This window comes from Brevibacillus centrosporus (assembly GCF_003710815.1).
Classification (GTDB): domain Bacteria; phylum Bacillota; class Bacilli; order Brevibacillales; family Brevibacillaceae; genus Brevibacillus; species Brevibacillus centrosporus.
On sequence record NZ_RHHP01000007.1, the window covers coordinates 98030 to 116578 of the forward strand.

Here is an 18549-nt window from a genome sequence, read left to right on the forward strand (position 1 = left end):
TCCCCCCTTTGGAACAGAGCAAGCTCCAAAGGGGGGATTTGTTTGTCTATAGAGCGCGGATCTGCGCTTGGATGTCCTGCGTACTGACTCCTCCGTGATAACAAATGACAGAGGTAATTTCGTAATCTGCGTATTTTTTCAGGGAGCGCTGGGCCATCTCTGGGTCCAGAGCCGTTGGTACATGAAGCCCCATCAGCTTTCCATCCACGCTGTACATGGAATCCCCAGCGATTAGCGTTTTGCTTTGGCGTAAATAGAGACTGACATGTCCTGCGGTATGCCCAGGAGTATGGATCACCTGAATCCCTCCGAAAAAGGGGAGCACTTGACTATCCTCCAGCAGATCGGTCACGTTCCCTTTTGGTGGATGCTTGACATGTTCATCTTTGATGAGAGGAAGCTCGCCCTGAATTTAGGGTACCTCCTGTTCATGGGCTCCTTTCAAATTCGGTTTTCATGGCGAACAGGTTTGCATAGGTCCGCAGGTTCCGTCCACGCTTTTTCCGATGTCATTTTCCCGATGGTGCTTCAAAGTGCAGGCAGGCATTGCATATCATACTTACTTTTGGCATGATGATGAAAAATACAAAAGGAGTGGAAAAAATGGCGTTGTTGTCTTCCCCGCTTCAACTGAAAGGTCTTACATTGAAAAATCGGATTGTCATGCCGCCAATGTGCCAATACTCGGTGGACGCGCATGACGGTACACCCACTGACTGGCATTTTGTCCACTACGTCTCCCGTGCAGTTGGGGGAACCGGGCTGATCATCGTGGAGATGACCGATGTGGAGCCGGATGGCCGCATTTCAAACGGCGATCTGGGCTTGTGGTCAGATGAGCAAATCCCTGCGTTTTCTCGCATTGTCTCCGAAGTACATAAATACGGTTCTAAAATCGGCATACAGATCGGACATGCCGGACGCAAAGCCGAGGATGCAGAGGTTCCTGTATCTGCCTCAGCCATTGCTTTTCCAGGCTCTCGCTACAAGATGCCTCGCGCTTTGACTACCGAAGAGGTGCAAGCGATGGTCGTCAAGTTTGCCGAGTCTGCGAGACGTGCGGTGGAAGCAGGCATGGACACGATCGAGATCCATGGGGCGCACGGCTATTTGATTCACCAGTTCCACTCTCCGCTGATCAACAAGCGGGACGACCAGTACGGCAAAGATCCCGCCTTGTTCGGAGTAGAAGTGATTCAAGCTGTCAAAAAAGTAATCCCAGCGGATATGCCGTTGATCATGCGTGTTTCTGCAGTCGAATACGTAGACGGTGGATACGGCTTGGAGTACAGCACGGAGCTGTGCCGTCGCTATAAAGAAGCGGGCGTAGATGTGTTCCATTTGTCCAGTGGCGGAGAAGGTCCGATCGGCTCGGCAGGACGCCCGGGAGTGCATCCTGGCTATCAGGTCCCATTGGCCCGTGCCATCAAGCAGGCATTGGACGTACCTGTGATTGCAGTAGGAAATCTGGACGACGCGAAGCTTGCCGAAGCCACGCTAGGAAACGGCGATGCCGATCTGATCGCAGTAGGCCGCGGTATGCTGCGTGACCCATACTGGGCGATCCATGCGATTCGTGCGCTCTCTCCAGAGGAGCTACAACCGCCGAAGCAGTACGGACGTGCGTTTTAATTCAGGAGTATGACCGTCAAAAAGACAAACAGAGCAGCCCTTTTCCATCCGTTTGAGGTGGGAGGGGCTGCTCTATTTTGAGGGGGTTTTCGTTAGCTGTCCACCCGTTACCGGGAAAAAGCCGCGTTCAAAGTGGCGCTACGTGCTCACGTGCATCGCTCTTTGGCGTATCCCGCAAGGCTTTCACCGCTTGCTGCATAGCAGCGAGCTCTTCGGGGGTTGGGGTCTGCTCCCGATAGCGATAGCGCTCATAACTATTTGTGATCGTAGCAGCAAGCTGGACAAAGGCCGAATCCCGTATTTGCTGCTGAAGCCTGCGGAAGTACTCCTGGCTGGTCTCGTAGCGATAGATCGGGTAACCGAGCGACGTCGTGTGCTGCAAAAATTGGTAGTACGCGTAACGAACGGGATCGTCTGCCGGACCAGGTGCCTTATTAAACCACTCGCGTACATCCCACAGAGGGCGTGGATCTTCTTTGGCAGCAGAGCCAAGTGGCGACCAGACTGTCGAAGCTTCTGTAGAGGCTGCCTCTTTAGCCTGGGAGGCTTTTTGAAACCGCCTTTTCCAGATCGCCCGGGCGAGCACAATCAGGACGACCAGTGAGAGTGCAGCGATCAGGTAAGGCTCCAGCAAGGAGATCAGCGGCTCTCCTGTCTCGACGGGTACGTATCCTTGATCTGCACCTGCTCCCTGATTTTCCAACAGATCATGGACGCGTTGGTCCTTACCCAGAGTACCTGCCAAGGCTTCGCTCCATGCAGCCAGCTGCTCCAGGATAGGCTTGACCAACCAGTACAGGCCGCTTCCTAGAGGGCCTTTCAGCCATGCCCAGAGGAACGCCAGCAGCCCCAGTATCGCAGCTGCCACCAGCATATAGCTCAGGGCCAAAAGGGAGTGGGCAGCCAGCACTTGTCCGCCAAGCTTTAGGCGAATAGAGGCTGGGAGTCGTGTGGTGACCGTTTCCGCGCGCGTCACATACTCCACCAGGCTTGTGAGCAGGTAGCTGCCGAGGATCAGTCCCAGCATCCAATAGTATATAGCAGGATCGAACATCTCGGCATGCACGGCGGTTCCATACAAGCCCGCTACCGTAAACTGAATGAGGCACAGCATGAAACCAAGCACAAATCTACGCAGCAGATTGGCGTGATTGATCCCTTCTGAAGCGACGGAATGAATGCGCCAAAAAAACAAGCCTGCCCCGAGCAGCGCGATCACCCAGGAATCAAAAGTCACGTAAACAAGCAGCCCAACCCCGCCGACGACGGGATAAAGCAGGAAGTGGAGCAAGGGGCTTCGGCTTCCTTCGTGAAAGACAACACTGCCCAAGACGAACAGCAGGGAGGCCACAATACCAAACATCAGAAAATGGCTCAAGCTGACGGTCAGCCAGCCAAACATCATCGCAGCGCAAGCGAGCAGCAAGGCTTCGAGCCAAAAGGCAAGCGACCAACGGCCAATTGTCGTAACGCTCATCGTGCCACTCTCCTTCCATTCGCTGAGCGGCTTGTATCGAAACGGCGCAGCAGCAACTGCTCCTCAGAAAGGTCCAGTACGACTACCATGTGCCCGCGTCTGACCAACCGATCCATGGATTGTTCGAGATCGCGATCGAAGCGTGGCGTGACTAGCAGGATAGACTCACGGGAAGCAGAACCTTCCAGCCGACGAAGGATCACAGCTAGCGGAGTCGTAACGTAATGGTGCATCTGGGCAAGCTGAGTCATGACGTGCAGATGATGGTTTTTGCCGCTGCCGGCAGGGAGATGGTAGTACTCTCGCCCGCGCTGCTTCACACTGAGAAAAAGCTCGTAGCCGTGCGACCGCTTTCGGCAAAGGATAGATAAGGCTGCCAGACAAGAGATGGTCCGCTCATTGATCGCATCGTTATACCGTTGCTGCGATGGCTCATACGAGGGTAGGATATGCCCGATGATTCGCCAGTCTGGACGAGATGTATGTTCAAACAGCCGCGTTTCCAGAGACCCGGTTTTTGCCGTTGCCTTCCAGTGGATGTGCTTGAAGCGGTCTCCCGGAATATAAGCGCGAACTCCTCGCTGAAAGGTGACATCCTCTTGCTGGCGTTGATGAGAGAGCCTGCTGCCGTCCGGTTCGGTATCTGCTAGCTGGATCGGAGGCAAGGGCAGCGGCAACGGGTAGACCAGCAGCGAAAACGAAACAGGCAAGGAGAGCTGGCTTACTTCGTCTCCAAACAGGGGGAGCGAATCAGACTGAACCTCAGTCAACCAAACGACTCCACGGACATGAGGGGTTAGAGTCAAGACGCGTTCTGCGCTCTGGCGAAAGGGCACATCCAGGCGAAGTCGCACGACGGTTCGTTGCTTGGTCTGGCTCACTTGGTCTGCTCCCTCGACAGTGACGTGATCAGGCAAGGTAATGCGCAGCCAAGTAGCGGGGAGTGGCAGCCAGGAGCTGTTGTGCATGCGGATCGTTACTCGCACAGGCGTCCCTGGCATGACGCGGCTTTGGTCCGCGATCCACTCGAGCTTGACCCATCGGCGCATATGCCGCATCCACCCGCTTTGAGCTGCTGGCATGAAAAAGAAAAGCCCGCCAAACAGCCAAAGAAACCAACTTCCAGAAAACAAGGCGAATAACAGCAGGAGAAAGCCGATTACGTGAAAGGTCGACTTCGTATTCATTGCCTACACGCTTTCTTCGACAGGTGTCGCTACGCTTTTCAATATTTGCTCCACAACCTCAGATTCTGTCACATGCAGCTCTGCTTCCATCGAAAGGCGGATTCGATGAGTAGCGAGGCTTGGGAAAACCCATTTCACATCGTCTGGCAAAACGTAGGAGCGGCCAGAAAGAAAAGCAGCTGCCTGCGCGCAGCGAAGCAGAGCGAGCATCGCCCGTGGGCTCAGTCCGACCTCGACCGATCGGTGGGTGCGGGTAGCTTCTGTCAAATCGATCACGTACTCCTCTACTGCTTGACTCACATGGACGCCAGTCACTTCCTGCTGAAGGGCGGCGATCTCGTCTACGCGGATGACCGGTTCGATCTCGGTTAGCGGTGACTCGCTGCGGAAGCGCCTCAGAATCTCTCGGGAATCCTCCCGGGTGCCGTAACCGAGCGAAAGCTTAAACAAAAAACGGTCTAGCTGAGCTTCTGGCAATGGATAGGTTCCTTCAGATTCGATAGGGTTCTGCGTCGCGATGACGAGCATGGCAGGGGGGAGCGGCAGCGTGATTCCTTCGATGGTGACTTGGCGCTCTTCCATGCCTTCGAGCAGACCGGATTGCGTACGGGGTGTAGCCCTGTTAATCTCATCCGCGAGCAAAACGTCGGCAAAAATGGGACCTTTGCGCAGCTCAAATTCTTGCGTGCGCTGGTTGAAAATGTGCAGACCGATTACATCTGAGGGCAGCAGATCTGCGGTAAATTGCAGACGGTTGTATGTTCCGCCGATCGCCTGCGCCAAGGTTTTGGCGAGAACGGTCTTCCCCATTCCGGGTAAATCCTCCAGCAGCACATGGCCGCGAGCGAGCAGGGCAGTGACAAGCAGGCGGATTTGTTCTTCTTTTCCGACAATTACCCGGTTGGCGGATGCGATCAGGTTATCTAAAGCAGCATGGGCCATGAGTATTCTCCTTTACAGACGTAAATTCAGGACGAAGCCTGAGTAATTATTATACAAGCCTCATCCTATTTTTGCCAAATGATACGATGAGCCTTGCCGATGCACATCATGTTTTGTCGAACATATGTAACTGTATAGATAGAAAGTGTGGTTCTATCAGCGTTCGACATTTTTCATATATTGTCAATGATTGACGTGATCAAGTACGATAGATATATAGTCCTAATTTTCCGTCGTCTTTCAGGAAAAGGGGAATGGAGTACTGCCTGATGGGTTGGTTGTTAAAAGAATTTCGGCTCGCAGTCTATTTTCTGCAATGGGTGCTCCTGCTAGCTTTCTGCTTTTTCTATATGGACGCACCAGATTCAAGCTATCACTCGTTTGCTGTATTCCTAGTCATCGCCGTAGCGTACGTCATCATTCTCTGCTATGCACTTCCACGAAAACGTTGGTTTTTGCTCGGACTGGTCGACATGGGAATGGCTTTGTTTTTCATCATGGAGACAGGCAAATGGAGCAGTCCCTTTATGCTCTACGCATACACTACTCTGCTATGGCTGTTGATGGTGCTGCGATTGGAGCAGGTGCTCCTGATTGTCATTCTATTTCTCTTGTCAGCTTCTCTACTGCAAGAATGGCTTCCCCTTACCATGGTTCCCACCGATATGGATTTCACCACACTGCGCTTGATTCTCGACATCATGATGTGGGCCATCATGGCGCTATGCATGTTTGCTTTACTGCGTTCCATGAAAAGGGCATATGCGAAAAGCTACCATCTGTTTTTGTTTTTGCAGAAAGTCGTATCCAGCCCCGCTATGAATCTATGCGCGGCTACCGAACAAATGGTACGGCGTGTCTTCCATTCAGAGCAGGCCTATTTATGTCTCTACCAGGATCGAGAAGGGGAAGGAGACTGGAAGAGAGAGTATTTTCTCAACACCTTGCTGGAAATGGGTGCAGATGAATGGAGTCATTTGACAATCCAGCTTCTGGACGATTACTCCGGTCGCAAGGATACATACGTCTGCATGCCTTTGAGTTTGGAGGGCGAGGCGTGGGGATGCCTGATTTTTTCCATCCCGGCCAAGCGCAGCATCCATCGGGGAGAACGCCTGCTGCTGCGGTTCATCTCCCTCATCGTGTGTCAGCAAGGAAGACAGCATCGAATTAAATATGAATTGGCCAAATCACTTCACGAGGAGATGCGCCGCAACCTGGCGCAGGACATGCACGACGGATTGGCGCAGCAGCTATTTTTTTTGTCAGCCCAGATGTATCAGCTAAAACGCTCACTTCCTGATGAGGTTAAGGTAAGCGTCGCCGAGCGGCTGGAACAAATCGAGGAACGGATCAAATGGTGCCACGGCGAAGTTCGCCATACGATTACGCATCTCCGTGAATTTCGAGAGTCCGAGCAGCTGCATGAAGCCATTGAGCAATTGCTGAAGCGGATGACGAACGGTACAGATTTGCAGGTCCGTTTCACCTCAAAGGGACGAATGCTCGAAGAAGAGCTGCACGTGCTAAATGCGATTTACCGCATGATCGAGGAGGCGACTGCCAATGCCGTCAAGCATGCGCGGGCTCACGTACTGTCTGTAAGCGTGGAAGCATCTACGGTGCAGGTAAAGGTGCGGGTGCGCGATGATGGGATCGGCTTTGTTTCGGAAGAGAAGGGAAGAGAAGAGAATCGGTATGGGGTCGTGGGAATGAGGGAGCGTATTGCCCAGGTAGGCGGTACATTCCATATTCGATCCAAGCCAAACGAAGGAACGGAGATTTTGGCGATCATTCCGAGAAAAGGGGTGGAGATGTATGGATAGCGTGAGGCTGCTGCTGGCGGACGATCATCGTATCGTGCGAGAAGGATTGAAAATGATATTGGAAAGTTCCCCACGCTATACGGTGGTGGAGGAAGCCAGTGATGGGGATGAGCTTATGGAAAAGGCGCTGGCGATCAAGCCCGATTTGATCGTTTCAGACCTGAAGATGCCGGGCATCTCGATCATCGATGGCTGCAAGCAGCTCAAGGATCAGTACCCGGATATGAAGGTATTGATCCTAACTGCATTTGACGAGAGTGAGGACGTATTTCGGGCGTTAGAGTCCAATGTCGATGGCTACATCATGAAGGACACCGTACCTGAGCAAATTTTGCATACGATGGACATGGTAATGATGGGATATTCGTGCTTCCAATCCAAGCTTCCCCGCAAGCGCAAAGAGGAGTCGGACATCGCTTTTACTGAGAGGGAACAGGAAGTGTTTCAGCTGATCGTCGATAACTTGAGTAACCTGGAAATTGCACAGCGACTGTACATCTCTGAAGCAACGGTCAAGACGCATGTCAGCAGCATCCTGCGCAAGACGGGACAGCCGAATCGCTCGCAAGCTGTACTGTACGCGCTGAAAAAAGGGCTGGTCAAGGTCTCGCCGTAAGCCAAAACAGTAAAGAGGGTCTATCATGAAGCCGAGGAAAAGAAGCAGGAACCACGCCAGTTATCTGGCAGATTCGATGTTTTTCTGGATATCGATACTGGTTAGTGCGGATGCAGGGATGGCTGTCCTTTTGCAAGCGCTGGGCATCATTACGATCCAATGGACAGCGATCGTTGGTTTGGCTGTCTGCGCGGCTGTCAGCTGGACGGTATATGTGCTGCACAAGCGTTATGTACTGCCAGAGGCGTACTCACTTCATGCCTCTGCTTTTTTGGGAGCTTCCTTGCTCCTGTTTTTCTGCTTGTATAATCCGCAGAATTTTAGTGGCTTGTGGACCGTTTTTATCCTTTATCCTATTTACCTTAGTTTCTTTTACGACAAAGCGCTGGTCATCGTATGGGGGGCTATTAGTTATCTGCTCTATGCGCTGAGTCTCGGAGTGGGACAGAGCGGTGAGTTTACGATGGATATCTTTTTTCATCTGACATTAGCAGCGGCAAGCGGGCTGTGCACCTGGCTTGGCTTTACAACGCTTCAAAACCGGATGGGCGATGCGAAGGAAGCCACGGACGCGCACAATCGAGAGTATGCCATCACGCTGCTCAATACGCTTGTACCGATCGTTGAGCGCAAGACCCAGACGAGCAGCCGGGAAATCGAGCAGATGAGTCGACTGATCAAGCGGATGCTGCGAGAATTTCCGGATGAAGATGTCAACGATTGGGAGATCAAGCTACTTTCTCTACTGCATTACGTCAGCCGGATCAAGTTTCCGGACTACGTATTTGAAACGGATGAGAAGCTGACGACGTTTGAATATCAGATCGTGCAGGAGCACTGCCAGTTTGGCTATGAAATGTTCCGGGATGATCCCGCCTTCTCCCGAGTTGTACAAGCACTGCAGGAGCACCATGAGCGTTTTGATGGGACCGGCTATCCGAAAAAGCTGAAGGGCTGCGATATCGTTCTATTGGCGCAAATCCTGGGAATCATCGAGAGTTTTCTGGCGATGACAACAACGCGGGCGTACCGGCAAACGGCTACGATCGAGGAAGCATTTGCAGAAATCTGCACGATGGCAGGAACTGCTTACGATGAAACGGTGGTCAAGGCATTTGCCAAATCAGTACAGATTCATTCCCCTACCAAAGTATCCAATGTTCCTTCCAGGGTAGGGTAGTTTCATCCTGGAGACTACACAGATTCAGACTGTATGCGGATAGGCTTTTCCTCTTTGCCTTGATAAGGTGTGGTGATAGAGGGAGGGGAAGGCTGATGTTGCAAAAATGGTGCGCTCGTTGCAAGAACCACTCGTTCAGCAGCGGAGATTGGTACGAATGGATTTGTCCGTACTGTAACAAGAACCTCACCTTGCAAAAAGCAGTGCCTGCTGTCATCCGGTTTGTCCTGATACGCCCCTACACTCCCCGACGCTTTCAACAAAAGGATCATAAACCGAGTCGCTCTGACGAAAATACTGCCTGAGATGGGCAGTATTTTTTGTTTTTCCACCTCCTCCTCCAGTATGAGAGGGCTTCCACCTGATAGATAAAAATCTTCCTCCTTTCAAGCGTCAGGAGTCCCTCCGAGGGTGGAAGATAGACGGAGACGAACCTCGTACAATGAGGGAAAGAGGTGAGCTGTGTGGGGATGACTTGGGCAAAACGTATCGGTCTCGTGTTAGTTGCACTTCTTTTTTTATGGAATCTTTTTCTATACGCCAGCAGTCAATGGAACAACGATCACATCCCGGGATTGGGAAAATGGCGAGTCTTGTCCGTGCTGACGGGCAGTATGACCCCTACCATCAAAGCTGGAGATATGGTGATCGTAACGCGATATACAGGGGAAGTCCCAAAGACAGGCGACATCATCACGTATTGGAAGGACGACCAGGCACGATCCCTGATTACCCACCGCGTCGTACAGCGTCTGGATAATGGCTACCTGCAAACCAAGGGGGATGCAAACCAGGAGACAGACGGAGGGTGGACAGACCCGAACCGATTGGTAGGAAAGGTTGTCGCTACGATACCTTTCGCAGCAGCTCTGCAGCAGTTGATCAAAGAGCCGCTGACGATGGTCTTCATACTCGCTGGATTTATTGGCTATCTCATTCATACCCAGCGTCGATCTGGCAGCAAAAAGGACAACAAACAAGCATCGATACAAACCGAGAAGTTGGAGGGGGATCTTACATGAAGTGGGAACAGGTGAAAAACTGGCCATGGAAGCGGATTGTTATAGGCACGGCATTTATTTCATCCATTGCCGCGAGCACCAGCTTTGGGACCTATGCGTATTTCACGAGTCAAGTAGATGATGCATCGACCTTTGCTGCCGGGAAACTGGAGATCAGCTTGGGGGGCGTTTCGAGTGCAAGCTTTCGGGCAGAAGGGGATCAGAAATTTTTACCAGGTGTCCGCGTTCAAAAAACAATGAGTGTCGAAAACAAAAGCGACGTTCCTGTGAAATATGCCTTGCTTGCAAAGAAGGCTGACGGGGACGATATCCTATACGATCAGCTGGTAGCCGAGATTCGGAGCAGTGACGATACACTGCTATATCATGGACGCGTCAGCAGTTTGACAAAAGCCAACGTCGTCATTCCTGAGTTGGATAAAGGGGAGGCTGACGATCTGAGCTTTACCGTTTATTTGCCAGAAAGCACAGGGAACGAGGTCCAGCAAAAGACGGCAGATGTCAATTTCGGCTTCCTAGCTACGCAGCAGGAGAACGGAGATTACTTTGCGCAAAGCGGGCCAGTGATGACCTTTACGCCACAGGACTTGAGCGGCAGTCAGCTGCTCGACACGATGAAGCTCGCGAAACGTGTTGGAGAAGAGGAGAGCGCCAAGCAAAAGGATGAATCGGCTGCGAAAGGCATGACCTTTGTACTGGCAGAAGGTTCGTATGATCTGAGTGGTTTGGAGTTGCCCAAACACATAACGTGGAAGGCTGCTCCTGGACAGGAAGGAAAGGTCATCATTCGGGCCGATGAGCTAGCGGTTCAGGAAGCGTCCTTTGACGGTATCCGTTTTGAGGGGCGGGGAACCGGTCTTCTGGTCGGCTCCAATGTGAGCTTCCGCAATTGTGTGTTTGGCAGCGGATTTGAGGAAGCCATTCGTACAGCAGGTGCTGAGGACAAGCAATCGGATGAGTCAGCAGAAGGCGGAAAATTCCTGGAAGGATTGACGGTGAAAGACAGCATCTTTGAAGGTGGCGGAGAAGGGATCGTGCTGAATCAGACCATCAAAGCCGTCTTGATTGCGGGTAACACCTTTAACGGTGGAAAGCACGCAGTCGTGATCGCCAATGACAAAGAATCACAAGTCCAAATCGTCGATAATGATTTCACCAAAGTCAGCCAATACGCGGTGGAAAGTGATGGAGTGCGGGTAGGTGATGGCATTGACGGATTTAAGGAGATCGAGGGAGAAGTCGTCGGGACGAAGAAGCTGGCTCTCCATTTGTACAAGGCAGACTTGTACCTGGAAAACAACAAGTATGGAAGATAAAGCGGGGCGTTCGAGGACGCACTCGCGGTCGAGATCAAAAGCACGTTTGGCGCCTCTACGTGTACAGATTATGAGCAGCGTCTTTTTTCTGGGAGTCGCGCTGTCTTTATGGGGACCCATGGCCACTACCTACAGCTGGATGTGGCAGGAGGTCCAGGATGCGGGACACGAGTTTGCGGTCGGGATTCTTGATATTTCGGACAGCAGCTTCGGCAGCGAATGGCATGTCCTTCGGGGAGGCAACCAGGTCGTCGACTTGTCGAAAATGATTCCGGGAGATGCCCGGCAGATCAAGGCGACCCTTTCTAAAGGCTCGAGCGACTTGGACTTTTCTTATAAGATCGTTGCACGAGTAAAAGATATCGGCAGCCCGGGGACAGGTGCGGCGCAAAAGCTGGAGGAAGTGCTTCGCGTACGCATTACGGAGGGACAGCAGGAAGTATATGACGGCCTCGTCAGAGATCTTCATCAGGATCAGCCGGGAATTTCCCGTTCCAATGGGACGGAGAGCGAGTTTCGGGCAAGCGAGGGGAATAAGACATTTTTCATCACGGTATATCTGCCAGAAGAAGGCGTCGATCATACCTACCAGTCTCTCGGAGGAGAGCTGGAGCTGCGCTTTTTGGCAAAGCAGGCAACATCGGATGCGATATACGCAGAGTAAGGGGGGAGCCACTTGAAGAGGCTGGCAGTGGGGTTGATGGCAGCAGCACTGATCTTGAACGCCGTACCCATGGATGGAACGTTTTCCTTTTTGACCAGTGAGAAGAAGCAGGTATCCCCCGTTTCAACTGGCACAAACGAGGACGTTTTCGTGACAGAAACCAAACAGATCGTTTTGAAATCAAAGGTCGAAAAACGCACCAAGATCAAGCGCACGGTAAACGCAGATGGCTCCTCCTCTGAGACAAAGGACAGCAGACTTGCCGTCTTCAACGGCGTACAGCGTGTCGTGTTCGTTCCGCAACGCGAGTCATTGGATTTGGAGCTAGCCAATTTAACCGTGACGGGAGACGCAGCAGGAGAAGTAACGATACAACGTGTCTACGATGAGAAGGACGACAAGGCAATCGTATTTGAAATAACTCATACCTATCAAAAGGCGTATGGCAAGAGAAAGAGCGAAACCGAGCGAGGCGAGCTGCAAGTAACGGCACTCGGCGGGTTCTATACGTTGAAGCTCCCGCTCACAATCAGTACCTCTTATCGCGAGTCGACGGACGTATCGGAGGAAGCAGTCCCGAGTCAGCCAAGTCAACCAGGTCAGCCGACAAACCCGACGGCGCCCGATACGCCAAATGCACCGGACACACCTGCTACTGAAGGAGACTCAACCCTGCCTGCGCAGCCGCCTTCTTCTGGTGTAGAAACACCCACGGAACCATCGACAGATCCAAGCGGCCCAGCACCGCCATCTTCAGAAGAGTCGGGGACAGTTTCTCCTGACTCGGACCTGCAGGAGTCCTCGCCACCCGGTTCCCCAAGTACCCCGAAGGAAACTCCTGCGGGAGAAACGCCCCCTCTTTGAGGATGAAGGAACGAAGGGCCGCACAAAATACCCCAAACTTGCCCAGCGAGCCTCTGCGCCCGTTGGGTCTTTTTGTTAGGATGAGGGCTTTCTCATACTTTAGGATGAGGTGTTTCCATTCCGGTGAAGGAAGTTAGGTTCAATCAAAACTTTTAAGATAGGAAGAGATATCTTAAAAGGGAAGCGAGGAATGAAAATGGCGATCGTGAAAAAAGTGGCGTCGTTTGCAACAACCCTGTTGCTTATTCTGGTCATTGCGCTATGCGTGTTTCTTTTCATCGGCAAAATGAATGGGGGGAAAACGAATTTGTTTGGCAGCGAGATCATGGTGGTCCTGAGCGGCTCGATGTCCCCTACGTTTAATACCGGAAGTATTGTTGCCGTAAAGCCAGTCACCTTCGAAGAGATCAAGCAAGGGGATATTATCACTTTCAAGGATGTTGATGAGCGTACGGTAACCCACCGTGTCTTAGAGATTAACAATGGAGAGCTGATAACAAAAGGGGATGCGAACGATGGTAAGGACTCGACGCCAGTGTCCAAGGATCGAGTAGTCGGTAAAGTCCAGTATTGGGTCCCGCTCATTGGATATTTGGTGGAATTCATTAAATCAAAAGTGGGAATGCTGGTATTCCTAGGCGTACCTGGGTTGTATCTGATTGTGAGTCAAATTTATAAGTTGTTTAAAATGTTTAAGGAAGAAGAAGCACCAGCGAATTGAAATAAATGAGCCAACCTCCCGATCCTCGTGATCGGGATTTTTTATATCGATATACCAGAGACTCTTTGTCAAGTCTGGTATCTTTTAGCGGAGGAGGATTCATCCTTCAGTATGAGCATGGGGAGGGTGTCAGTTGTAGATGTTTTCATCCACAGAGTGTGCATCATTTCAACCTGATGCAGGAAGTTGGATTTACGCAGAACTCGTATCATAAAGCTATGAACGGTACCTGATACCGGACGCAAAATACAAGCACTTATATAGGAGGAATTATAAGATGAGCATGAAAAAACAATTTGCGTTGACATTGGCTTCTGTAGGCATTGGTGCTGCACTGATCGGTGGCGGAACATTCGCTTACTTCAATGACACGGAGACTTCTTCTGGTAATACCTTTTCCGCTGGTACGATTGATCTGAAACCAGAAACAGAAGCTTTCACTCAGTTGAACGTTGGACCGATGAAGCCAGGACAAACTAGCGCAGTACAAACGATTAACCTCAGCAATGCTGGTAACCTGGATGCAAACGCTCTTCTTGATGTTGCTTACACGGCGAGTGGCGGGATAAACAATGCAGACCTGGGTACTCAATTGTTAGTGAAAAACCTGAAATTTAAAGGAACCACAATCAACGTTGATTCGATTGACGGCTCCGATAACAAGCTGACGCTGAAAGAGTTGGCAGATGGCACAGCAGCTGCTACGAAACTGCTGCTTGGCGAACTTGCTGCAAACAACGGTGCCGGTGCTCTGACATTTGAAGTGGAATTCGAAGAGACTAACACCGACCAGAATGACTATCAAGGCTCTTCTGTCTCCATCGACCTGACTTTCGAAGCTAGACAAAAATAAGAAGCTTTAGCAGCACAATCGATCATCAATCAAAAAACAGGGAGAGCATCTACTCTCCCTGTTTTTATAGGAGGAACGTTCTATGAAAAAGAAAGGCATGGCCATCGCGCTTCTTGCTTCCACCCTCGCTTTTGCAGGTCTGATTGGTGGAGGTACATATGCATACTTTAGCGACAGCGAGCAGTCCACTGGAAATATCGTTCGTGCAGGTAAGCTGAGCTTAACCGGTTTCCGCAACGACGTACCGATCCAAGGGCCGATGTTTTATACCGATAGCAACTTCGATCACAATGGCAGCGACGACAACGGTATTTTGGGTACAGGATTCTGGAAGCCGGGAGATAGCCATACTCGAGCGATGTTCATTGAAAACGACGGAGATATCCCCGCAAAGCTGAAAAAAGTGTACGCAAAGCCTGATGCGGCACAAGGTACGCAGGCTTATCAAGATGCGATCGCGTTTGCAAACCAAGCGCGTGTATCCATCTCAGTGATTCAACCGGATAAAGATGTCGTCGGATTTTGGGATAGCGATGAATATGCGGAAGTGATCAAGGACGTAGATGAGATGTATCGCGAAGAGTATGACAATTACATTAACCGGTTCCGTGCACTGATGTCTGGCATGACATTGGCTGAGCTGAAAGCACTCGATCTCGAAGCGCACGGTATGGCGAAGGAAGCTCTTCTGAATCATACATTTGTCTTGAAACGCAACGGATTGTCGAATATTTCCCTGCGTGTGAAACAAATCTTTGATGCAAATCTCATCGATTTGGTAAACAACTCCAACGAAGTTGCTTCCAGCCTCCAGTACACCATCGACAAAGGGGAAGCTCTCTACTTCGGCTACACCGTCACCTTGCCCGACCTGACTCCAGAAGTGAACAACCCTCTTCAAGGAAAAGAAGTGGAATTCTCCTTCTCTCATGAATTCATTCAAGACTAATCGAAGGCAAAAGTCGCTGGTTCTAAAACCGGCGGCTTTTTCTTTTTCCATACCCGGACATAAAAACAGAAGGTACAAACCTGAAAAGGGAATGTACCTTATTTCATAATGGGGTGTTTCCTATACCGTTTGAACCACAGCCGCCTTCAACGCCTGCTCCAAATCTCCAATAATATCCGCGATCGACTCTGTACCGATCGACAAGCGGACCATGCCTGGTGTGACACCTGCTGCTGCTTGCTCGGCTTCATTCATTTGCTGATGAGTGGTGCTCGCTGGATGAATGACGAGTGACTTGGAATCGCCTACGTTTGCCAGGTGGGAGAACAGCTTCACGGATTCGATCAGCTTTTTGCCTTCATTTACGCCGCCGCGGATGCCGAAGGTGAGGATGGCACCGGCACCTTTTGGCAAGTATTTTTGCGCGAGCTCGTAATTCGGATCGCTTTCCAGCCCTGGGTAGCTGACCCATTCAACGGCTGGGTGAGAAGCGAGGTATTCTGCAACGGCCTGCGCGTTTTGGCTGTGACGCTCCATGCGCAGGTGCAGTGTTTCCAGACCTTGCAGGAATAGGAAGGAGTTGAAAGGAGCAACGGCTGCTCCGATGTCGCGCTGCAGCTGAACGCGAGCTTTGATGATATAGGCGAGTGGTCCGACTGCTTCCGTGAACACTACGCCGTGGTAGCTAGGATCTGGTGTGGTCAGGCCAGGGAATTTGCCGTTGTTCCAGTTGAATTTGCCAGAGTCTACGATGATTCCGCCGATAGCTGTTCCGTGACCGCCGATGAACTTGGTCGTAGAGTGGATCACGATGTCTGCACCATGCTCGAAAGGACGGCAGAGGATCGGAGTAGCGAACGTGTTGTCGACGATCAACGGCACGCCATTTTCATGCGCGATGTCCGCGATGGATTGCAGGTCGGCTACGTCGATGCGCGGGTTGCCGATCGTTTCGCAGAAAAAGGCCTTGGTATTGTCGTTGACGTAAGCACGGAAGTTTTCTGGGTTGGCGTGATCCACGAAATGTACTTTGATACCCAGGCGTGGCAGGGTGTGCGCAAAGAGGTTGTAGGTACCGCCGTACAAGCTGCTGGACGCGATGATTTCGTCGCCAGCCTGTGCAATGTTGAGGATGGAGAACGTAATGGCAGCTTGACCGGAAGCTGTCGCCAGCGCACCAACGCCGCCCTCGAGCAGAGCCACGCGCTTTTCAAATACATCCTGAGTTGGGTTCATGATGCGGGTGTAGATGTTGCCCAATTCTTTAAGCGCGAACAAGTTAGCCGCATGATCCGTATCGCGAAAGACATAGGAGCTGGTTTGGTAGATCGGGACGGCGCGGGAACCTGTTACCGGATCAGGCTCCTGGCCTCCGTGGATGGCGATGGTTTCTGGCTTCCAGTGTTGCTGTTCAGACATGATCATCTCTCCTTTTTTTTCTGTGGGTATGATAAGGTATAAAAAAACGGAGCTATCCTCTGAGTAGAAGAAGCTCCGGTCATACACGGACTCTCGTTCATCTCTCAGAATCTATGGATTCTGCAGGAATTGGCACCTCGCATCGTTACATGCAGGTTGCCGGGCTTCGTCGGGCCTGTCCCTCCACCACTCTTGATGAAAAATGGAAATCTGTTGTTGTCTTAATTGTATGAAAAAGTCTACTTTACTGTCAATATTCAATAATTCAGTTATCAGGGAGGATTAAATGGGAATATCAGACAATCATCAACAGTCTGCCGGAAAAAAGAGCATGGCATTGCGAGCAGCGTGGATTGTTCCAAACGTGTTTTGCTACTTTCTTCTTATTTATATAGGGGTATTTGTAGGGAAGAATGCGGAGGGACTGGAGGAAATCAATCGATTGGGAATGTGGCTGTTTATGTTGATCGTGATGTTCATGGTGTCGGTTTTCGGGACATTTCGCATCGTGTACTGGATTAAAAAAGGAAAGCTGTAAAGGGAAGGAAATCGGGATCGGAGGCAAACAAAAAAGAGCACATGCTGTGCCCTCTTCTGTACGAAAGGAATTAGTCCTTTTTAATGGTTGCGTGTGTTCCGTCGCAGTTTCCTTCTGCATTTTTGGTTTGACCGCATCTACAGGTTCCCATTCTCTTCCCCTCCTTTGGTATTCTTAATATTTATTATAGAAAATACACTGATTAAATACAACTTGATTACGAATAGTAATAAGCTTATGCTGATTTGGGCAGGATTCGTTTTCATAACTGTCGCTATTTAGACATAGCAGGGGCGTTAGAAATGCAGTAGTTCGTATGATATGATTTGATAGAATACATGCGGATAATTTCACTTACATAGCAGGGGGTATTTGTACGATGAGTAACGGCGTAAAGGAAATAACACCGGAAGAATTGCTGGCAAAACTGGAGGCAAATGAGCAGGTCCAAGTGATTGACGTACGTGAGGTCGATGAGTGGAACGCTGGTCACATTAAGCAGGCGAAGCTGATCCCGCTCGGATTTTTGCCGCATCGCATCGATGAGCTGGACAAAGACATTCCTCTTGTGATGGTTTGCCGCAGTGGTGCTCGCAGCAACATGGCTACGGAATATTTGGCAGCGCAAGGCTTTGATGTAGCAAACATGGTGGGCGGCATGCTCGCCTGGCCAGGAGAGAAAGAACTGTAAGGTTTCTAGGGGAGGAAAGAAATCGTGAGTGGAGATGCGCAACAGCAGCAGGGAGGGGCTCTGCAGCGTCATTGGTTTACCGTGCTTGCAGGCGTTTTGATTTTGGCGATTGTCGGTGTGTTTGGCTACAACTACATGACCAAAGAGCAGATTCCTGTCATGAAAGCATTAAACGACTTTTCCTTGGATAACATCAACGGTTCGACCTACACTTTCTCTGAGGGGAAGGGGAAAGTCCGCTTGGTTGAATTCATGTTTACCAACTGCCCGGATATTTGCCCTGCGACTACGTACAACATGTCCAAGCTGCAGGATCAGTTGAAGGAAAAGGGGCTGTTTGGGGATAAGGTCGAGTTCGTGAGCATCACGTTTGACCCTGATTTTGACACCCCGGAAGTCCTGAAGGCGTATGCTGAGAAATTCAAGGCTGATCAAAGCGGCTGGAAATTCCTGCGAGGCGATGCCCAGGCGATCGAAAAAGTGACAAAAGACTTCGGAATCGCTGTGATGAAGCAGCCGGACGGTTCCTTTGCCCATACGGCACGCATGTTCCTCGTGGATGAGGACGGAAACATGCGTCGCGCGTACGGGATGGCAGCCGAGATGGATATGGACCAAATGATGAAAGAGATGGTACAACTGGCTGACTAGC

The 18549-nt window shown here is 51.0% G+C and carries 19 protein-coding genes, 1 pseudogene and 1 riboswitch; of the genes and pseudogenes, 14 read left to right on the forward strand and 6 right to left on the reverse strand.

Going from position 1 to position 18549, the window contains the following annotated elements:
• Nucleotides 1-46: 46 nt before the first annotated feature.
• A pseudogene (locus EDM55_RS08585) lies at nucleotides 47-412 on the reverse strand (MBL fold metallo-hydrolase); the annotation flags it as partial.
• 191 nt (nucleotides 413-603) lie between these two features.
• Between EDM55_RS08585 and EDM55_RS08590 the strand changes: the two are divergent.
• Nucleotides 604-1632, forward strand: coding sequence for an NADH:flavin oxidoreductase/NADH oxidase (locus EDM55_RS08590; protein ID WP_092270748.1), 1029 nt, complete (start codon nucleotides 604-606; stop codon nucleotides 1630-1632).
• A gap of 127 nt (nucleotides 1633-1759) precedes the next feature.
• Here EDM55_RS08590 and EDM55_RS08595 read toward each other — a convergent pair whose 3' ends face one another.
• From EDM55_RS08595 to EDM55_RS08605, 3 genes are read right to left on the reverse strand one after another with little or no spacing between them, the layout of a single operon-like run.
• The gene (locus EDM55_RS08595) at nucleotides 1760-3109 is read right to left on the reverse strand and encodes a DUF4129 domain-containing protein (protein ID WP_122960096.1); all 1350 of its coding nucleotides are present in this window, start codon (nucleotides 3107-3109) and stop codon (nucleotides 1760-1762) included.
• Nucleotides 3106-4296, reverse strand: a complete 1191-nt coding sequence (locus EDM55_RS08600; RefSeq protein WP_122960097.1) for a DUF58 domain-containing protein — start codon at nucleotides 4294-4296, stop codon at nucleotides 3106-3108. Before EDM55_RS08600 ends, EDM55_RS08595 begins: the two co-directional genes overlap by 4 nt.
• Nucleotides 4297-4299: 3 nt before the next feature.
• On the reverse strand, nucleotides 4300-5238 hold the full coding sequence (locus EDM55_RS08605; protein WP_122960098.1) for an AAA family ATPase: 939 nt from the start codon (nucleotides 5236-5238) through the stop codon (nucleotides 4300-4302).
• Nucleotides 5239-5507: 269 nt separating this feature from the next.
• Between EDM55_RS08605 and EDM55_RS08610 the strand changes: the two genes are divergently transcribed.
• Genes EDM55_RS08610 through EDM55_RS08620 form a run of 3 tightly spaced genes read left to right on the forward strand, consistent with a single transcriptional unit; the run spans nucleotide 5508 to nucleotide 8860 of the window.
• On the forward strand, nucleotides 5508-7064 hold the full coding sequence (locus EDM55_RS08610) for a sensor histidine kinase (protein ID WP_170184347.1): 1557 nt from the start codon (nucleotides 5508-5510) through the stop codon (nucleotides 7062-7064).
• The gene (locus tag EDM55_RS08615) at nucleotides 7057-7680 is read left to right on the forward strand and encodes a response regulator (RefSeq protein ID WP_092270763.1); all 624 of its coding nucleotides are present in this window, start codon (nucleotides 7057-7059) and stop codon (nucleotides 7678-7680) included. The genes EDM55_RS08610 and EDM55_RS08615 overlap by 8 nt, the downstream gene beginning before the upstream one ends.
• Before the next feature lie 25 nt (nucleotides 7681-7705).
• Entirely contained in the window at nucleotides 7706-8860 is a 1155-nt protein-coding gene (locus tag EDM55_RS08620) for an HD domain-containing phosphohydrolase (protein ID WP_092270766.1), read from the forward strand.
• Between the two features lie 14 nt (nucleotides 8861-8874).
• Here EDM55_RS08620 and EDM55_RS08625 read toward each other — a convergent pair whose 3' ends face one another.
• Nucleotides 8875-9192 carry a hypothetical protein gene (locus EDM55_RS08625; protein ID WP_092270769.1) on the reverse strand — a complete coding sequence of 106 codons (318 nt, stop codon included), beginning with the start codon at nucleotides 9190-9192 and terminating at the stop codon, nucleotides 8875-8877.
• A gap of 138 nt (nucleotides 9193-9330) precedes the next feature.
• Here EDM55_RS08625 and EDM55_RS08630 point away from each other — a divergent pair, with 138 nt between their 5' ends.
• From EDM55_RS08630 to EDM55_RS08660, 7 genes are all read left to right on the forward strand, one after another.
• Complete coding sequence (locus EDM55_RS08630; protein ID WP_246070869.1) at nucleotides 9331-9882, forward strand: signal peptidase I; 552 nt, start codon at nucleotides 9331-9333, stop codon at nucleotides 9880-9882.
• Nucleotides 9879-11198 (forward strand): right-handed parallel beta-helix repeat-containing protein, encoded by a 1320-nt coding sequence (locus EDM55_RS08635; protein ID WP_122960099.1) that lies wholly within the window; start codon nucleotides 9879-9881, stop codon nucleotides 11196-11198. The genes EDM55_RS08630 and EDM55_RS08635 overlap by 4 nt, the downstream gene beginning before the upstream one ends.
• A gap of 70 nt (nucleotides 11199-11268) precedes the next feature.
• Nucleotides 11269-11862, forward strand: coding sequence for a hypothetical protein (locus EDM55_RS08640; RefSeq protein WP_122960100.1), 594 nt, complete (start codon nucleotides 11269-11271; stop codon nucleotides 11860-11862).
• A 12-nt stretch (nucleotides 11863-11874) separates the two neighbouring features.
• On the forward strand, nucleotides 11875-12726 hold the full coding sequence (locus EDM55_RS08645; RefSeq protein ID WP_092270781.1) for a hypothetical protein: 852 nt from the start codon (nucleotides 11875-11877) through the stop codon (nucleotides 12724-12726).
• A gap of 196 nt (nucleotides 12727-12922) precedes the next feature.
• A complete protein-coding gene (locus tag EDM55_RS08650) occupies nucleotides 12923-13447 on the forward strand; it encodes a signal peptidase I (RefSeq protein WP_170184346.1) in 525 nt (174 codons plus the stop codon).
• 277 nt (nucleotides 13448-13724) lie between these two features.
• Nucleotides 13725-14300, forward strand: a complete 576-nt coding sequence (locus EDM55_RS08655) for a TasA family protein (protein WP_122960102.1) — start codon at nucleotides 13725-13727, stop codon at nucleotides 14298-14300.
• Nucleotides 14301-14382: 82 nt separating this feature from the next.
• Nucleotides 14383-15249: a TasA family protein gene (locus EDM55_RS08660; RefSeq protein WP_122960103.1), complete on the forward strand. Its 867-nt coding sequence runs from the start codon at nucleotides 14383-14385 to the stop codon at nucleotides 15247-15249.
• Nucleotides 15250-15369: 120 nt separating this feature from the next.
• Here EDM55_RS08660 and EDM55_RS08665 read toward each other — a convergent pair whose 3' ends face one another.
• Complete coding sequence (locus EDM55_RS08665; RefSeq protein WP_122960138.1) at nucleotides 15370-16668, reverse strand: homocysteine synthase; 1299 nt, start codon at nucleotides 16666-16668, stop codon at nucleotides 15370-15372.
• 94 nt (nucleotides 16669-16762) lie between these two features.
• Nucleotides 16763-16870, reverse strand: a riboswitch (SAM riboswitch).
• Nucleotides 16871-16954: 84 nt separating this feature from the next.
• On the opposite strand from EDM55_RS08665, the gene EDM55_RS08670 reads away from it, so the two are divergent.
• The 3 genes from EDM55_RS08670 to EDM55_RS08680 all read left to right on the forward strand — a co-directional run bounded on the left by EDM55_RS08670 (nucleotide 16955) and on the right by EDM55_RS08680 (nucleotide 18548).
• Nucleotides 16955-17206, forward strand: a complete 252-nt coding sequence (locus EDM55_RS08670) for a hypothetical protein (RefSeq protein WP_122960104.1) — start codon at nucleotides 16955-16957, stop codon at nucleotides 17204-17206.
• Between the two features lie 379 nt (nucleotides 17207-17585).
• Nucleotides 17586-17897, forward strand: a complete 312-nt coding sequence (locus tag EDM55_RS08675) for a rhodanese-like domain-containing protein (protein WP_092270800.1) — start codon at nucleotides 17586-17588, stop codon at nucleotides 17895-17897.
• A gap of 24 nt (nucleotides 17898-17921) precedes the next feature.
• Complete coding sequence (locus EDM55_RS08680; protein ID WP_092270803.1) at nucleotides 17922-18548, forward strand: SCO family protein; 627 nt, start codon at nucleotides 17922-17924, stop codon at nucleotides 18546-18548.
• Nucleotide 18549 lies beyond the last annotated feature (1 nt).

Coding starts and splice junctions, on each gene's coding strand:
- EDM55_RS08590 (WP_092270748.1), top strand. CDS start 604: ATGGCGTTGTTGTCTTCCCCGCTTCAACTGAAAGGTCTTACATTGAAA.
- EDM55_RS08595 (WP_122960096.1), bottom strand. CDS start 3,109: ATGAGCGTTACGACAATTGGCCGTTGGTCGCTTGCCTTTTGGCTCGAA.
- EDM55_RS08600 (WP_122960097.1), bottom strand. CDS start 4,296: ATGAATACGAAGTCGACCTTTCACGTAATCGGCTTTCTCCTGCTGTTA.
- EDM55_RS08605 (WP_122960098.1), bottom strand. CDS start 5,238: ATGGCCCATGCTGCTTTAGATAACCTGATCGCATCCGCCAACCGGGTA.
- EDM55_RS08610 (WP_170184347.1), top strand. CDS start 5,508: ATGGGTTGGTTGTTAAAAGAATTTCGGCTCGCAGTCTATTTTCTGCAA.
- EDM55_RS08615 (WP_092270763.1), top strand. CDS start 7,057: ATGGATAGCGTGAGGCTGCTGCTGGCGGACGATCATCGTATCGTGCGA.
- EDM55_RS08620 (WP_092270766.1), top strand. CDS start 7,706: ATGAAGCCGAGGAAAAGAAGCAGGAACCACGCCAGTTATCTGGCAGAT.
- EDM55_RS08630 (WP_246070869.1), top strand. CDS start 9,331: ATGACTTGGGCAAAACGTATCGGTCTCGTGTTAGTTGCACTTCTTTTT.
- EDM55_RS08635 (WP_122960099.1), top strand. CDS start 9,879: ATGAAGTGGGAACAGGTGAAAAACTGGCCATGGAAGCGGATTGTTATA.
- EDM55_RS08640 (WP_122960100.1), top strand. CDS start 11,269: ATGAGCAGCGTCTTTTTTCTGGGAGTCGCGCTGTCTTTATGGGGACCC.
- EDM55_RS08650 (WP_170184346.1), top strand. CDS start 12,923: ATGGCGATCGTGAAAAAAGTGGCGTCGTTTGCAACAACCCTGTTGCTT.
- EDM55_RS08655 (WP_122960102.1), top strand. CDS start 13,725: ATGAGCATGAAAAAACAATTTGCGTTGACATTGGCTTCTGTAGGCATT.
- EDM55_RS08660 (WP_122960103.1), top strand. CDS start 14,383: ATGAAAAAGAAAGGCATGGCCATCGCGCTTCTTGCTTCCACCCTCGCT.
- EDM55_RS08665 (WP_122960138.1), bottom strand. CDS start 16,668: ATGTCTGAACAGCAACACTGGAAGCCAGAAACCATCGCCATCCACGGA.
- EDM55_RS08670 (WP_122960104.1), top strand. CDS start 16,955: ATGGGAATATCAGACAATCATCAACAGTCTGCCGGAAAAAAGAGCATG.
- EDM55_RS08675 (WP_092270800.1), top strand. CDS start 17,586: ATGAGTAACGGCGTAAAGGAAATAACACCGGAAGAATTGCTGGCAAAA.